General features: G+C 67.2%; 15 protein-coding genes. 13 read left to right on the top strand and 2 right to left on the bottom strand.

Annotation, left to right across the window (positions count from 1 at the left end; all coding sequences use genetic code 11):
* Positions 1–5: 5 nt before the first annotated feature.
* A complete protein-coding gene (locus HGG74_RS15300; protein WP_281356146.1) occupies positions 6–914 on the bottom strand; it encodes an IclR family transcriptional regulator in 909 nt (302 codons plus the stop codon).
* A gap of 160 nt (positions 915–1074) precedes the next feature.
* On the opposite strand from HGG74_RS15300, the gene HGG74_RS15295 reads away from it, so the two are divergent.
* Both HGG74_RS15295 and HGG74_RS15290 read left to right on the top strand, forming a co-directional pair.
* Complete coding sequence (locus HGG74_RS15295) at positions 1075–2625, top strand: flavin-containing monooxygenase (protein WP_168487715.1); 1551 nt, start codon at positions 1075–1077, stop codon at positions 2623–2625.
* A gap of 11 nt (positions 2626–2636) precedes the next feature.
* Positions 2637–2819, top strand: a complete 183-nt coding sequence (locus HGG74_RS15290; RefSeq protein WP_168487713.1) for a hypothetical protein — start codon at positions 2637–2639, stop codon at positions 2817–2819.
* Positions 2820–3136: 317 nt separating this feature from the next.
* Here the strand turns inward: HGG74_RS15290 and HGG74_RS15285 are convergent, their stop codons facing one another.
* Positions 3137–3907 carry an enoyl-CoA hydratase-related protein gene (locus HGG74_RS15285; protein ID WP_168487712.1) on the bottom strand — a complete coding sequence of 257 codons (771 nt, stop codon included), beginning with the start codon at positions 3905–3907 and terminating at the stop codon, positions 3137–3139.
* 104 nt (positions 3908–4011) lie between these two features.
* On the opposite strand from HGG74_RS15285, the gene HGG74_RS15280 reads away from it, so the two are divergent.
* From HGG74_RS15280 to HGG74_RS15230, 11 genes are all read left to right on the top strand, one after another.
* Positions 4012–4782, top strand: a complete 771-nt coding sequence (locus HGG74_RS15280) for an electron transfer flavoprotein subunit beta/FixA family protein (protein ID WP_168487711.1) — start codon at positions 4012–4014, stop codon at positions 4780–4782.
* 14 nt (positions 4783–4796) lie between these two features.
* Positions 4797–5801: an electron transfer flavoprotein subunit alpha/FixB family protein gene (locus HGG74_RS15275; RefSeq protein WP_168487710.1), complete on the top strand. Its 1005-nt coding sequence runs from the start codon at positions 4797–4799 to the stop codon at positions 5799–5801.
* 125 nt (positions 5802–5926) lie between these two features.
* Positions 5927–6808 carry a cytochrome b/b6 domain-containing protein gene (locus tag HGG74_RS15270; protein WP_376766147.1) on the top strand — a complete coding sequence of 294 codons (882 nt, stop codon included), beginning with the start codon at positions 5927–5929 and terminating at the stop codon, positions 6806–6808.
* A gap of 43 nt (positions 6809–6851) precedes the next feature.
* On the top strand, positions 6852–7988 hold the full coding sequence (locus HGG74_RS15265) for an acyl-CoA dehydrogenase family protein (protein WP_168487708.1): 1137 nt from the start codon (positions 6852–6854) through the stop codon (positions 7986–7988).
* Between the two features lie 4 nt (positions 7989–7992).
* On the top strand, positions 7993–9057 hold the full coding sequence (locus HGG74_RS15260) for an enoyl-CoA hydratase/isomerase family protein (RefSeq protein WP_168487707.1): 1065 nt from the start codon (positions 7993–7995) through the stop codon (positions 9055–9057).
* 4 nt (positions 9058–9061) lie between these two features.
* Complete coding sequence (gene mmsB / locus HGG74_RS15255; RefSeq protein WP_168487706.1) at positions 9062–10000, top strand: 3-hydroxyisobutyrate dehydrogenase; 939 nt, start codon at positions 9062–9064, stop codon at positions 9998–10000.
* Positions 9997–10773: an enoyl-CoA hydratase gene (locus HGG74_RS15250; RefSeq protein WP_168487704.1), complete on the top strand. Its 777-nt coding sequence runs from the start codon at positions 9997–9999 to the stop codon at positions 10771–10773. Before mmsB ends, HGG74_RS15250 begins: the two co-directional genes overlap by 4 nt.
* A gap of 71 nt (positions 10774–10844) precedes the next feature.
* The gene (locus tag HGG74_RS15245) at positions 10845–12344 is read left to right on the top strand and encodes an aldehyde dehydrogenase family protein (RefSeq protein WP_168487702.1); all 1500 of its coding nucleotides are present in this window, start codon (positions 10845–10847) and stop codon (positions 12342–12344) included.
* A 2-nt stretch (positions 12345–12346) separates the two neighbouring features.
* Entirely contained in the window at positions 12347–13576 is a 1230-nt protein-coding gene (locus tag HGG74_RS15240) for a CaiB/BaiF CoA transferase family protein (RefSeq protein ID WP_168487700.1), read from the top strand.
* A gap of 20 nt (positions 13577–13596) precedes the next feature.
* Positions 13597–14403, top strand: coding sequence for an enoyl-CoA hydratase/isomerase family protein (locus tag HGG74_RS15235; protein WP_168487699.1), 807 nt, complete (start codon positions 13597–13599; stop codon positions 14401–14403).
* A gap of 132 nt (positions 14404–14535) precedes the next feature.
* The coding region (locus HGG74_RS15230; RefSeq protein ID WP_281356145.1) for an acetyl-coenzyme A synthetase N-terminal domain-containing protein at positions 14536–14795 on the top strand (260 nt) is incomplete at its 3' end.

Here is a 14795-nt window from a genome sequence, read left to right as displayed (position 1 = left end):
GCGTGCTAGAGCGCGATACTCTCAGGCATATGGGCGGCCCATCTCCCGCCAATTGCGCGGGTGACGGTACGTCCCGACTGCAGCATTTCGGAGCAGAGCTCCAGCAGGTCGGAACCGGGAATGTCGTTGATCCCATACAGCGTCATGGCGAACGCCACGGTGCCGTCCGGGCCGAAAACCGGTGCGGCCAGGTTCGCGACGTCGTATCGTGCGCCTGGGTCTACGGCGCGAAGCGAGTAGTTATCCGTCTGGTCCGGGATGGCCCGCTGCAATGCTCTATGGATCTCCGCGTCCTTGTCCAGACGGTGCGCGGATTCGTTGATGAGCCCGATCACGGTATCCACCTGCTCGTTTCGAAGTCCGATGGCTACGCCTCGCCCGCGCACCTGGAGGAGGTCTTCGACCAGTTCCCGACCGTGCCGGGCTGCTCCGTCCGGTCCAAGCCGTCCAAGCCAGTGCTGCACATCGGCTTCAGGTGCCCAGGCCAGGAAGACTTGCCCGAATGGGGGGATGAGCGGGACTCGCTGGCCGATCCAAGCTTCCCGCGACTGGCTGGAGGGACGGCCCTCGATGGCGAGGATCAGGATTTCCTCTGCCACCGCGGCGCTGCCGATGCATTCACTCCCGAAGGTGGACAGCCGCCTGAGTTCAGGCCGTGCAGCTTCAATGACCGGATGACGCTGGGAGGCGGCATGCCCGGCAGCCACCACTGCCGGACCCAAGGCGTAGGTGCGGTGCCGGCGGTCGCGGAGGACGTAACCCCACTCGGACAGCGCCAGGAGGATGGAGGACATCGATGCCGGGCTAACACCCAGGGCAGAGGAGAGCTCGGACAGGGTGAAGGCCATTTGGGGGTGAACGGTCAGGTAGTTGATCACGGCCATGGCCCGGGCGGCGGCGGGAGCGGGCTTCATCCAGGGACTCCGTCCTCGAAAAGTATTGACTGCTGAACAGGCGCGAACTATGTTCTATTTCATTATACCATTTCTGCTTTCGATATATCAAAATCTTTTTCAATATATAGCAACTTGAAGGGAGGTCACGATGGTGGATGGGCGCACTGCATCACCCCGCGTGGCAATCATCGGTGCCGGTTTCTCCGGCATCGCGGCAGGCATCAAGCTCAAGGAGGCGGGAATCGAGAACTTCACCATCTACGAAAAGTCCCCCAACGTCGGGGGCGTGTGGTGGGACAACCGCTATCCCGGGGCCGAGGTGGATACGCCTTCAGTTCTCTATTCGTACTCTTTCAGGCCATGGCGGTGGAGCCGGACCCACGTCCGTCAGGCCGAACTGCTGGAATACCTCGAGGCCGTGGTGGACGAATACGGCCTGGGCAGGCACATCCGGACCCGCTGCGAGGTTGAAAGCGCGGTGTGGAACGAAGACCGGCAGCGGTACACTGTCCTGCTCAAGGACGGCCGGGTCGAACGCTTCGAGGCGGTCGTCAGCGCGGTGGGCCTGCTCAGCGATCCACGCTACCCGGACTGGCCGGGGCTGGAGGACTTTGCCGGCCCGAGGTTCCACACTTCACGCTGGGACCACACGGTGGACCTGTCGGGGAAAACGGTGGCCGTTGTCGGCACGGGCTCGACCGCGGCTCAGGTGGTCCCGAGCATCGCTCCCGTCGCCGGCCAGGTGAAGATGTTCCAGCGAGAACCGGGCTGGGTCCTGCCCAAGGGGGCACGTGATTTCACCACCTCGGAGAGGGCGGCCATGAACTCGCACGCCGCCCAGCGCATCGTGCGTGCCATGATGCTCATGCGTCGGGAGAAAGCGCAGTACAGGAATGCTTCCTGGCGCCCGGGAACTCCCGAAAACGCGGCCGCCGAGAAGGCAGCCCGGACATACATTGATACGGTGTTCGCGGAACGGCCCGATCTGCGGGAGGCGGTAACGCCCGGGTATCCCTTCGGCGGCAAGCGCCCAATTTTGACGGACGACTTCTATCCGTCCCTCACCCGCGAGAATGTCACCGTCGTACCCCGCGCCGTTTCCCGGGTCACCAAGCGCGGGTTGGTGGATGCCGGTGGACAGGAGCACGAAGTCGACATACTGGTCATGTCCACGGGGTTCAAGTCCGATTTCGTGTCCACGGTGGAGGTCATCGGACGAGATGGCAGGAGCCTGAACGAAGTCTGGAACGGCGAGCCGCAGGCCCTGCTGGGGATCATGACTACCGGGTTCCCCAACTTCTTTATGATGTACGGCCCGAACACCAATGGCGGCGCTATCGTGACGCACCTTGAGGCGCAGGCCGACTACGTTGTTGCGGCGATCAAGCTCCTGGCCCGCGGGCGGGCAAGCTCGGTGGAAGTCCGGGACTCGGTTTCCCAGTGGTTCAACAGCGTGATCCAGCAGCGCCTGGCCGGCGCTTCGTTCGAGGGGGCCAGCAACTACTACAAGAGCGCCACCGGGCGGATCGTGACCCAGTGGAGCGACGGGGCCATTGTCTACAGTGTGCTCACCAAACTGCTCCGGCGTGCCGCATGGAAGACGCGCTACATCATGCCGAGCAGCGGACTGGCATCGGAACCGACTTCCGCCGTCCGGGCTGCGGAGCCTGGTGCCGTCGGTGCCGCCAGCGAACGAGCCGAACTTGAGCAACTCTACGTCGGAAGCTGAAAGGAAAAGCAATGACTGAAGCGATGGAGGGCGGCACAGCCACGAAGCGCCGCGGCACGTTCGGGGTTGTCCTGCTCCTGGCGGCGGCTGCGGTTCCGGCCTGCGTGAAAATCAGACGCGTAGTCGAAGCGGCAACCATTCTGAACAATGTCGACACTGCGTCGGTGTTCGGCACCAAGCGCAGGGAGGACTGAGTCGGCGGCCGGGCTGCGGCATCGAAACCATACCGCAGCCCAAGCCTGTTCAAGTGGCCTATCAGGGGGTGGAGGACCCGGAACCGGTGGCGGCAGTCCCCTCAGGCGTTGCTGGTTTAGCAGCAGGGCGGCGTTCATCGCATTGGTCCGGATGGTGGCCTGGAAGCTGCGGTTCATCCTGCCACTGTTTGCCATGCACGGGGAGTTCCGCAGAACATTGTGCTCGGCAGGGTGTGGACCCAAGGTTGCAGCACCGACTACGCAATTTCTAGCGTGTGGTCTCCGGCGGCCCCGGGCAATGGCGTCCGTGCAGGCAGTTATTCCCCGCGCCACTTGGGCCGGCGTTTCTCCACGAAGGCGTGCCGCCCTTCCCGATGGTCGGCTGAGGCAGCATAGGAGTCAATCGCCGGATAGCGCGTGCTAAGGGCGACCTCGATCGGGTGCGCCTGGCTGGACAGCACGGCATCCTTGGCAGCCTGGGCCGCGAGGGGGGAGACCGCCAGAAGCTTTTCCACCCAGCGTTCGGTCGCCGGCCGCAGTTCGCCGTACGAAACGCTTTCATTGACAAGGCCGTAGTGCAGTGCCTCCTCAGCGCTAAGGCGCTCACCGGTGAGGATCATCGCCATCGCCACGCGGTGAGGCAGCTGGCGGATGGCGCGGTGCATGACCCCCGGACCTGCCATGATCCCAATCTTCACCTCGGGCATGGAGAACACTGCTGTATCCGCGGCGACGATAATGTCGGCGCACAGAGCCAGTTCGAACCCGCCGCCCAGCACGAAACCGTGGACGGCGGCAATTAGGGGTTTGCGCAACGTCAACAGCTCACCCCCGATACCGGTCAACCCGCCTCCCAGCGCGACCTGCTGCGGGGACGGATCCACCTCGGAAATGTCACCGCCGGCGCAAAAGGCCCTGTCCCCGGTGCCGGAGAGTACCACCACCCGGACCTCGGGATTGCGGTTGACCTCCGTCCAAACGTCGTACAGCTGGGCGTCCATTCCGCTATCGATCGCGTTAAGGGCCTCGGGCCGGTTGAGCACGACACGTGCCACGGGACCGTCGATGGTGAAGTTCACAGAAGCCATTGGTGTCTCCCTTCCCAGGCGTGGGACAACCTTCCCTTGATCTTCCTATCATATTAATGTTAGCTATATTAGAATTGTTGAGGCCGCGGACGAAGGAGATAGCGGTGAAAATTCTGGTGATGGTGAAGCAGGTGCCCGATACCGAGGAGGAGCGCAGGCTCGACTTGGCGACCGGGTGCTTGGACCGCGACGGCAGTGAGCGCGTTGCCGACGAGATCAACGAGCGGGCCCTGGAGGTGGCGCTGCGTTACAAGGACGGCGACAAGAAAGGCACCGAGGTCGTTGCGCTGGCCATGGGCCCGGCCGACGCGGCCCAGGCGCTGCGGAAGGCCCTGTCGATGGGCGCGGATTCGGCGGTCCACGTGCTCGACGACGCATTGGAGGGTGTGGACATTGTCCGCACCGCCGAGGTGCTGGCCGCCGCGGCCAAACGGACCGGTTTCGACCTTGTGGTGGCGGGCAACGAGTCCACCGACGGCCGCGGCGGCGTGGTGCCGGCCATGGTCGCCGAGCACCTCGGTCTGCCGCTGCTGCCGTCGCTGAACTCGGTCGAGATCGACGAGGCGTCCGTGGCGGGTGAGGCCGGCGTCGAAAACGGCTCGCTGACCGTGCGCGCGTCGCTGCCGGCGGTCGTCTCTGTGACCGAGCGTGCCGCGGAAGCGCGGTTCCCGAGCTTCAAGGGCATCATGACGGCCAAGCGCAAGCCGCTGACCAGCCTCTCCCTGTCGGACCTCGGGCTTGATGCGGCGGCATCGGCGTCCGTCGTGCTGAGCATATCCGAACGGCCGGCCCGGACCGCCGGCAGGAAAATCCACGACGACGGTAATGCCGGCAACGAGCTGGCCGAATTCCTGGCCGCCGGCCGGCTGATCTGAACGGAGGAACCGTTATGGCAAACGTACTGGCACTCATTGAAATCTCGGCTGAAGGCGGCATCGCCAACAGCGCGCCCGCGGTGATCGCGGCCGCCGCGAAGCTGGGCACCCCGGTTGCCGTCCTGGCCGCCAGGCCCGGTGAAGGTACCCGATTCGTGGCCCGGCTCGGGGAATTCGGTGCGCAGCAAGTCTTCCTGGTCGAAAGCGACCGGGCCGGCGCCGTGCTCGCCGCGGCGCAGACCGCCGCGCTGGAGAGCGCGGCGCGGGAACTGTCCCCGTCCGCGGTCGTGGCTGCGAACTCGGTGGAGAGCCGCGAGGCGGCTGCCCGCTTCGCCGTGCGCTGCGGTGCCGGCCTGCTGGCCGACGCCGTGGACGTCATGGTCACCGCAGACGGCACGCCGGCGACGTCCCACTCGGTGTTCGGCGGCGCCTACAACGTCCAAGCCACCGTGCCGGGCAGGCTTTCGGTCATCACGCTGCGCCAGGGCGCACTAGAGGACCGGGCCCCGGCCGCCACTCCGGAAGTGACCACCGTGTCCCTGGACGTCGAGGCGGGCAACGCGGCGGTCATCGAGCAGGTCCATCCCACGGCTGCCGATTCCAGTCGCCCGCCGCTGCGCGGTGCCGCGGCAGTGGTCTCGGGCGGGCGCGGCCTGGGATCGAAGGAGAACTTCGTGCTGGTCGAACAGCTAGCCGATGCCCTGGGTGCCGCCGTAGGGGCCTCCCGAGCCGCGGTCGACGCCGGATACGTGCCGCAGTCATACCAGGTCGGACAGACCGGCGTCGCGGTGTCCCCGCAGCTGTATGTCGCACTGGGCATCTCCGGGGCCATCCAGCATCGGGCCGGCATGCAGACGTCCAAGACGATCGTGGCGATCAACAAGGACGAGGATGCCCCGATCTTCGACGTCGCCGACTTCGGCATCGTTGGAGACGTCTTCACCGTCGTGCCCCAGCTGATCGAAGCCCTGGGCGATCGGGCGAAGAATGCCGGGGCGCTCTCCGCCCAGGCCAACTAGTCCAGCTGTCCGCCGGAGGCCCTGGTTCCGGCGGACAGCCATCAATGCTTCCGTTCACGAAAGGAAACCGTGCGATGCCCACGGTAACGAAGACGGCAATGCTGCCGCAGAACAAACCGGTCCGGATGGCCGTCACGATCGGTATCGCCGTCGTCACGCTCGTGCTCCTGGTCCTGGCCGCCAAGTGGCTGCGGACCCTGCCCGCGGTCGAAGGCTTCCTGGCAGCCTATCCGGGCCACTCCGAACTGCCTGAGGACGCACCCGTGGGGCTGCCGGCGTGGCTGGGGTGGCAGCACTTCCTCAACGCGTTCTTCATCCTGCTGATCATCCGCACCGGCTGGCTGGTGCGAACCACCGCCCGGCCGAAGGCGCACTGGACGCGCAACAACAAGGGCCTGATCCGCACCAAGAACCCGCCGCAGAAGATCAGCTTGGACCTGTGGTTCCACCTGACCCTGGACGCGCTCTGGGTGCTGAACGGTGCCGTCTTCATCGTGCTGCTGCTGGCCACCGGGCAGTGGATGCGCATCGTGCCGACGAGCTGGGACGTGGTCCCGAATGCGGTGTCGGCGGCGCTGCAGTATGCCTCGCTGGACTGGCCCACCGAAAACGGCTGGATCAACTATAACGCCCTGCAGGTCCTGGCCTACTTCACCACAGTGTTCATCGCCGCACCGCTGGCCCTGGTCACCGGCCTGCGGATGTCCCCGGCCTGGCCGAAGCAGGCGGAGAAGCTCAACCGGATCTACCCGGTCGAGGCGGCCCGGGCGGTGCACTTTCCGGTCATGCTCTACTTCGTCCTCTTCGTCATCGTCCACGTCTTCCTGGTCTTTGCCACCGGGGCGCTGCGCAACCTGAACCACATGTATGCCGCCCGCGACGACGGCGGCTGGGCCGGGTTCTGGCTCTTCGCCGCCTCCGCGGTGGTCATGGCCGCCGCCTGGTTCCTCGCCCGCCCGCTGTTTCTGCGTCCGATCGCCTCGCTGATGGGCAAGGTCAGCAAATAGGGCCGCTTCCCACCACACCACTGCACGCTTCGAAAGGATCCAGATGTTTGAACTCAGCGAGGACCAGCAGTCCCTGGTCCAGATGGTGCGGGACTTCGCGGCCGAGGCACTGGCACCGAACGCCGCGAAATGGGACGAGACCAAGCACTTCCCGGTGGACATGCTGGCCGAGGCAGGCGCCCTGGGCATGGGCGGGATCTACGCCGCCGAGGAGTTCGGCGGCTCCGGGCTGTCCCGCTCGGACGCGGTGCTGGTCTTCGAGGAGCTGGCCAAGGGTGATACGGCGATCGCGGCCTACGTCTCCATCCACAACATGGTGGTGTGGATGATCGACACCTTCGGCAACGAGGAACAGCGTGCCCGGTGGGTGCCGCAGCTGGCCTCGATGCAGGCCCTGGGCAGCTACTGCCTGACCGAGCCTGAGGCCGGTTCCGACGCCGCGGCCATCCGCACCCGGGCGGTCCGCGACGGGGACTCGTATGTGATCACCGGGACCAAGCAGTTCATCTCCGGTGCCGGGGCCTCGGCGGTGTATATCGTGATGGCCCGGACCGCGGATACCGGGTCCCGCGGCATCAGCGCCCTCGTGGTCCCGGCGGATACCCCCGGGCTGTCCTTCGGGGCCAACGAGAAGAAGATGGGCTGGAACGCCCAGCCGACCCGGCAGGTGATCTTCGAAAACGTCCGCATCCCGGTCACCAACCGGCTGGGCGGGGAAGGCGACGGCTTTGGCATCGCGATGAAGGGCCTGAACGGGGGCCGGATCAACATGGGTGCCTGTTCGCTCGGCGGCGGTCAGGCGGCGCTGGAGAAGACCACGGCGTACCTGAAGGGGCGCACCGCGTTCGGCGGACCGCTGATCAACCAGCAGGCCCTGCTGTTCCGGCTCGCCGACATGGACACGCAGCTGGAGTCCGCCCGGACCCTGCTGCGGCGGGCTGCCGATGCTCTCGACCGGGGGGCCCCGGACGTGGTCAGGCTGTGCGCGATGGCCAAGCAGGTGGCCACGGACGCCGGGTTCCATGCCGCCAACGAGGCCATCCAGCTGCACGGCGGGTACGGGTACCTGGCCGAATACGGGCTGGAGCGGATCATGCGGGACCTGCGCGTGCACCAGATCCTCGAGGGCACCAACGAGATCATGCGCCTGATCGTCGGGCGCACCGTGGCGGGGGTGTAGGGCGATGGAGACCAGCGAAGAAATCCTCATCCGCCGCCAGGGGCACCTGGGGCACCTCATCCTGAACCGGCCCAAGGCGATGAACGCCCTGACCCACGGCATGGTCACCGCCATGACGCAGGCCCTTGCCCAATGGGCCGACAACGATTCCGTGGTCACCGTGCTGCTCACCGGGGCCGGCGATCGGGGGCTGTGCGCCGGCGGGGACATTGTGGCGATCTACCGGGACGCCCTGGCGCAGGGAGAAGCAACGGCGCGGTTCTGGGCGGACGAGTACCGCCTCAATGCCATGATCGCCCGGTACCCGAAGCCGTATGTGGCCGTCATGGACGGGGTCGTGCTCGGCGGCGGCGTCGGGGTCTCCGCCCATGCCAGTCTGCGGGTGGTGACCGAGCGGACCAAGGTCGGCATGCCGGAGACCGGCATCGGTTTCGTGCCCGACGTCGGCGGGACCTGGCTGCTCTCCCGCGCCCCGGGCGAGCTGGGCACCCACGTGGCCCTGACCGCGGGCACGATTACCGGGGCCGACGCCATCGCCCTGGGGCTGGCCGATCATTTCGTCGACAGTGCCGGCTTGCCGGCCCTGGCGGAGGCCCTGGCACAGGCGGATGCCGCCGAAGCCGTCCGGGCCATGGAGCGGAACTCGTTTCCGCCGTCGGACCTGGCCGCGCAGCGGGAGTGGGTCGACGCCTGCTACGCGTCCGATTCCGTGGAGGAGATCCTCGGGGCGCTGCAGGCCTGCCCTGTTCCGGCCGCCCGTGCCGCAGCGGAGGCGATCCTGGCCAAGTCACCGTCCGCGCTGAAGGTCACCCTGGCGTCGCTGCGCCGGGCCCGGCAGCTGCCCAATCTGGAAGCAGTGCTGGACCAGGAATACCGGGTGTCCCTGCGGGCCCTGGCCGGCCCGGATATGGCCGAGGGCATCCGGGCGCAGGTCATCGACAAGGACCGCACCCCGCGCTGGACCCCGCCGTTGCTGCACGAAGTCACTGCCGCGGACGTCGGGGAGTACTTCGCGGACCTGGGCCCGCGCGAACTTGGGCTGTCGTCAGAACTACACGTCAGGAGCTGAGAAGATGAGCAAGAAGGTAGCTTTCATCGGGCTGGGGCACATGGGCGGGCCGATGGCCGCCAATCTGGCTAGGGCCGGCTACCCGGTCACGGGCTTCGACCTGGTAGCGGCTGCCCTGGACCAGGCCCGGGAGCACGGGATCACGGTCGCCGCCTCGGCCTCGGACGCCGCCCGCGGCGCCGACGTCGTGATCACCATGCTGCCGGCCGGACGCCACGTGCTGGCAGCCTACCAGGGACCGGAGGGGCTGCTGGCTGCGGCCGCACCGGGCACCCTGTTCCTGGAATGCTCCACCATTGCGGTCGACGACGCACGCACCGCGCATGACCTCGTGCGGGCGGCGGGCCACCGAGGCCTGGACGCCCCGGTCTCCGGCGGCACCGCCGGGGCCGAGGCCGGGACGCTGACCTTTATGGCCGGCGGGGACGCCGAGGACTTCGCCGCGGCAAAACCCCTCCTGGAAGCGATGGGCAAGCGCATTGTCCACTGCGGCGGGCCCGGGGCGGGCCAGGCGGCGAAGGTGTGCAACAACATGATCCTGGGCATTTCCATGATTGCCGTGTCCGAGGCCTTCGTCCTGGGCGAGCAGCTTGGGCTGTCCCACCAGGCGCTCTTCGACGTCGCGTCCAACGCCTCGGGCCAGTGCTGGGCCCTGACCACCAACTGCCCGGTGCCCGGCCCGGTCTCGGCCAGCCCGGCCAACCGCGACTACGAACCCGGCTTTGCAGGTGCCCTGATGGCCAAGGACCTGGGCCTGGCCGTCCAGGCCCTGGAATCTGCCGGGGTGGAGGGCCGGATGGGCGTCCTGGCCGAGGAAGTCTACCGCCGCTTCGCCGGCGGCGACGGGGCCGACCAGGACTTCTCCGGCATCATCAACGAAATCCGGGCCAACTCCAAGGCGAAGAATCCGGCAACGAAGGAAACGGTGAAGGAAACGGTATGAGCGACTACCAGAATATTCTCGTCAAGGAGCAGGGCCGCGTCGGCATCATTACGCTGAACCGCCCGGAAGCCCTGAACGCCCTGAACGCTGCCCTGGGCGCGGAGGTTTTGGCCGCGGCACAGGCCTTCGACCGCGATCCGGGCATCGGCGCGATCATCCTCACCGGCTCCGAACGTGCCTTCGCCGCCGGCGCCGACATCAAGGAAATGGCCCCGCGCACCTACATGGAAATGTATACCCAGGACTTCTTCTCCGACTGGGACAGACTGGCCGCAGTGCGCACCCCGCTGATCGCCGCCGTCGCCGGCCACGCCCTGGGCGGCGGCTGCGAACTCGCGATGATCTGCGATTTCATCATTGCCGCGGAGAATGCCAAATTCGGCCAGCCCGAAATCAGGCTCGGCCTGATCCCCGGCATGGGCGGTACCCAGCGCCTGGCACGGGCGGTCGGCAAGGCCAAGGCCATGGAGATGGTCCTCACCGGCCGGACCATGGATGCCGCCGAAGCCGAACGCTCCGGCCTCGTCGCCCGCATCGTGCCGGCGGCCGACCTGATGGAGGCGGCCCTGGCCGCCGCTGAAACGATCGCGGGCATGTCCAAGCCCATCGCCCTGATGGCCAAGGAAGCGGTGAACATCGCCTTCGAAACGTCCCTGGCCGAAGGCGTGCACGTCGAGCGCAGGCTCAACCATTCCTGCTTCGCCACCGAGGACCAGAAGGAGGGTATGGCCGCCTTCATCGAAAAACGCCCCCCGGTCTTCGCCCACCGCTGAGCCGGACGACCCATCCGACATACCGCCCCGCTCCGGGGCCGGGACGCCGGGAACCCTGAATGCGAGGAAGCATGACCGAAACAATTGCCAACAGCCCCATCGAGGAAATCCTTTCCGGTGCCGAGCTGCTGATGTGGATCGACGGTGAGCGGACCGAGGCCCGTACCGGGCAATGGCGCGATGTGCGGAATCCGGCCGTGCGCGAACAGACGATCGCCCGCGTGCCCTCCGCCGGGACCGAGGACGTCGAACGCGCCGTCACCGCTGCGCGCCGCGCCTTCCCGGCGTGGCGGTCGCTGCACTTCACCGAGCGCGCCCGGGCGCTGGCAAAGATCGCCGACGACATCGAGGCCCGCGCGGAGGACTTCGCCCGGCTCACCGCGCTGGATACCGGCAACGCGCTGCGCACCCAGGCTCGTCCCGAGGTTGTCACCCTGGTCTCCCTCTTCCGCTACTTCTCCGGCATCGCCGGCGAGGTCAAGGGCACCACGCTGCCGGCCGGCGACAACCAGCTGCAGTACACCCGGCTTGAGCCGCTGGGGGTGGTGGCCTGCATCCTGCCATGGAACTCCCCGCTGATGATTGCCGGCTTCAAGATCCCGGCAGCACTGGCCGCCGGTAACACCGTCATCATGAAGGCCGCCGACGATGCCCCCCTGACCATCCTGCTGCTGGCCGAGATCTGCAACCGCCACCTGCCCGCCGGTGTCGTCAACGCACTGACCGGGCGCGGTTCCGTGATCGGACAGGCGCTGGCCGAGCACCCCGGTGTGGACAAGGTCTCCTTCACCGGCTCCACCGAGGTCGGCCGCGGGGTGGGACGCACCGCCAGCGAACGCCTCGCCCACGTCTCGCTCGAGCTGGGCGGGAAGAACCCGTCGATCGTGTTCCCGGACGCCGTGGACGAGAACCTCATCGAGGGGCTGCTGGCGGCCTCGCGGTTCACCCGTCAGGGCCAGAGCTGCACCGCCGGCTCGCGGCTGTTCCTGCACGAGGACGTCTACGACGAGGTGCTCGAACGGCTCGTGGCCCGCCTCGGCGCGCTGAAGGTGGGCGATCCGCTGGACGAGGCCACGGACATGGGGGCGGTTATCAACGGCAGCCAGTTCGGCCAGATCGCCGACTATCTTGATCAGGGGCGGAACCACCCGGAGATGACCGTGGCGCTGGGCAGCGAGGTTCCGGCGTCGGGCCCGCTCACCGAGGGCTACTACCACCTGCCCACGGTATTCGCCGGGGCCCGTAACGATTTCCGCCTGGCCCGGGAGGAGATCTTCGGCCCGGTCCTGGTGGCCATCCCGTGGAAGGACGTCGACGACGTGGTGCGGATGGCCAATGACTCGCACTACGGGTTGGCCGCCTACGTGTGGAGCCACAACCTTGAGAACGCGTTGAACACCGCGCACCGTGTGGAAGCCGGCTGGGTGCAGGTCAACCAGGGCGGCGGCCAGGTCGTGGGCCAGTCCTACGGCGGTTACAAGCAAAGCGGCATCGGACGCGAGGTTTCGCTGGAGGGCATGCTCGCCGGCTTCACCCAGACCAAGCAGATCAACGTGAAGCTGGGGGCCTGAGCATGGGCACCGCGGCTTCGGCCCCGCTGGCGGGCATCACCGTCGTCGACCTCACCCGTGCCCTGGCCGGCCCGTACGCGACGGCGCTGTTGGCCGACATGGGGGCCACAGTGATCAAGGTGGAGAGCATCAAGGGCGGGGACTCGAGCAGATCCTGGCCCCCGTTCGAGGACGAGCACAGCCTGTACTTCGACTCCACCAACCGGAACAAGTCCTCGGTCGCCATCGACTTCTACACTGACGAAGGCAAGGCGCTCCTGCGCCGGCTGGTGCTGGGGGCGGACGTACTGGTGGAGAACTTCCGGCCCGGGGTCTTGGCCGGAATGGGACTTGACCCGGACGAGCTGCGCGCCGAACGGCCGGAGCTGATCATCGCCTCAGTGAGCGGATTCGGCAGCACGGGACCGCTTAGCCAGGCCGCCGGCCTGGACCAGGTAGCCCAGGGCATGTCGGGGCTGATGTCGGTCACTGGCACGGACGCCGGGCACATGTACCGGTTCGGGGTGCCGATCGTGGACATGAGCGCGGGCATGTTCGCCGCCTTTGGGATTGCCGCAGCCCTCGTTGAACGCCAGCGCACCGGCGCGGGCATCGAGGTGTCCACCTCGCTGCTCGAGGCCGGTCTGGCGCTGTCCGCTTTCCAAGGGCAGCGCTACCTCAGCACCGGCGAGGTGCCCGTGCCGCAGGGCAACGACCATCCGGTGCTCTCGCCCTACGGGGTCTTCAAGACCGCCGATATTCTGGTGATCATCGCCGTCGGCAGCGACAAGCAGTGGCGGCAGCTGTGCGGCCTGCTCGGCGCGCCCGAGCTGGCCGACGAGCCGGAATACCTGAGCGGCCGGGACCGCGCGGCAAACCGCGAAGCCCTCCAGCTGCGCATTGAGCAGCTGCTGGCCGGACGGCCCGGACTCGAATGGATCGAGGATTTCCGCGCCGCGGGAATTCCCGCCGGACCCATCTACAACTACCGGCAGGTTTTCGAGGACGCCCAGGTCCGGGAGCTGGACATGGTCCAACGGGTCAGACGCAGCGATGGCAGCGAACTGCCGCTGCTGCGCGGGCCCCTGTCCGTCAACGGGGCAGCCACACCCATCCGCAAGGCGCCCCCGGCCCTGGGCGAGGACACCCGCAGGATCCTGGCGGAACTGCGGCTGTCCGAAGAACAGATTGCCGGGCTGATCGAGGCCGGAGTGGTCCGCGAGGCACCTGTCCCCGAGGCGGTCCGGGCGTGAGAACGGCAGGGGAGGCGACCATGACCGGATCGCTCCGGGTCGAATACGACGGCCCGGTGGCCACGATCGTGCTGGACAACGAGCGCCGGCGCAACGCCATGGCCAAGCACATGTGGGCCCAGTTCGCGCCACTACTGGCCGAACTGGGCGCCGACAATTCGGTCAAGGTGGTGATAGTGCGCGGGGCCGGGGAGCATTTCTCCGCCGGGGCCGACCTGTCCGACCTCAAGGAGATCCTGCACGATCCGGCCACCGGCCGGCACGACGGCGGCCACGTCACCGCGGGCGAGAATGCCCTGGCCCGCTTCCACAAGCCCACCATCGCGGCCATCAACGGCTACTGCATCGGCGGGGGATGGCAGATCGCCGGCGCCTGCGACATCCGGATCGCCTCGGACCGGGCGGTCTTCGGAATCACCCCCGCAAAGGTCGGCATCGTCTACCCGCTCTCCGGCATCGAGCGGCTGGTCAGGCTGGCCGGGCCCGCGACGGCCAAATACCTGCTCTTCAGCGGCGACTTCGTTACGGCCGCAGAGGCCAAGGACCTGGGCCTGCTGGCGAAGGTGGTGCCGCACGCCGGCTTCTGGGCGGAGGTCACCGGCTTCGCGCAGCGTCTGGCCACCCGTTCGCAACTGTCCATCCAGGCGATGAAGGAAATTGTCGATGTCATTGCCGACGACGGCACCGATCTGGCGGAGCGCAACGCCGCATGGCAACGTGAAATGGCCACCAGCGGTGAGCCCGAGATCGGCATCGAGGCCTTCCTCTCAAAGCAGACCCCGGACTTCAAATGGACCGGCAAGGACGCGAGGCTCTTCGGAATTTGACCCGATGGCAATAGCTGAGAGCCGGCGCCCGGATTCCTGGCTTGCCAAGACTCCGAGCATTTGTCCGGCCATATATGGTGCCATCCCACTTGCAGTGTCGCCTCAAAATTCCCGTGAGACAAAGGAAGAGACATGCCAGCCCAAGACACCCCGTTATCTGCTCCGGCGCTTGAGAACCTGCTGCACGAGAACCGCCGGTTCGCCCCGGATCCGGAATTCGCGGCCAATGCGGTGGCGCGGCCGGGGGTCTACGAGGAGGCGGCCGCGGACCGGCCGGCGTTCTGGACCAGGCAGGCGCGGGAACTGCTGTCCTGGGAGAAGGACTTCGGGCAGGCGCTGGACTGGACGCAGGCCCCGTTCGCGAAGTGGTTCGTGGGCGGGGAACTCAACGC

This window comes from Arthrobacter mobilis (assembly GCF_012395835.1).
GTDB lineage: Bacteria > Actinomycetota > Actinomycetes > Actinomycetales > Micrococcaceae > Crystallibacter > Crystallibacter mobilis.
Note: the sequence above shows the minus strand (reverse complement) of the source record. Positions and strands in the feature narration are given on the sequence as shown.

What these genes read in the sequence shown, in the direction of transcription:
- HGG74_RS15300 (WP_281356146.1), bottom strand. Translation starts at nt 914, where the DNA reads ATGAAGCCCGCTCCCGCCGCCGCCCGGGCCATGGCCGTGATCAACTAC.
- HGG74_RS15290 (WP_168487713.1), top strand. Translation starts at nt 2,637, where the DNA reads ATGACTGAAGCGATGGAGGGCGGCACAGCCACGAAGCGCCGCGGCACG.
- HGG74_RS15285 (WP_168487712.1), bottom strand. Translation starts at nt 3,907, where the DNA reads ATGGCTTCTGTGAACTTCACCATCGACGGTCCCGTGGCACGTGTCGTG.
- HGG74_RS15275 (WP_168487710.1), top strand. Translation starts at nt 4,797, where the DNA reads ATGGCAAACGTACTGGCACTCATTGAAATCTCGGCTGAAGGCGGCATC.
- HGG74_RS15270 (WP_376766147.1), top strand. Translation starts at nt 5,927, where the DNA reads ATGGCCGTCACGATCGGTATCGCCGTCGTCACGCTCGTGCTCCTGGTC.
- HGG74_RS15265 (WP_168487708.1), top strand. Translation starts at nt 6,852, where the DNA reads ATGTTTGAACTCAGCGAGGACCAGCAGTCCCTGGTCCAGATGGTGCGG.
- HGG74_RS15260 (WP_168487707.1), top strand. Translation starts at nt 7,993, where the DNA reads ATGGAGACCAGCGAAGAAATCCTCATCCGCCGCCAGGGGCACCTGGGG.
- mmsB (WP_168487706.1), top strand. Translation starts at nt 9,062, where the DNA reads ATGAGCAAGAAGGTAGCTTTCATCGGGCTGGGGCACATGGGCGGGCCG.
- HGG74_RS15250 (WP_168487704.1), top strand. Translation starts at nt 9,997, where the DNA reads ATGAGCGACTACCAGAATATTCTCGTCAAGGAGCAGGGCCGCGTCGGC.
- HGG74_RS15245 (WP_168487702.1), top strand. Translation starts at nt 10,845, where the DNA reads ATGACCGAAACAATTGCCAACAGCCCCATCGAGGAAATCCTTTCCGGT.
- HGG74_RS15240 (WP_168487700.1), top strand. Translation starts at nt 12,347, where the DNA reads ATGGGCACCGCGGCTTCGGCCCCGCTGGCGGGCATCACCGTCGTCGAC.
- HGG74_RS15235 (WP_168487699.1), top strand. Translation starts at nt 13,597, where the DNA reads ATGACCGGATCGCTCCGGGTCGAATACGACGGCCCGGTGGCCACGATC.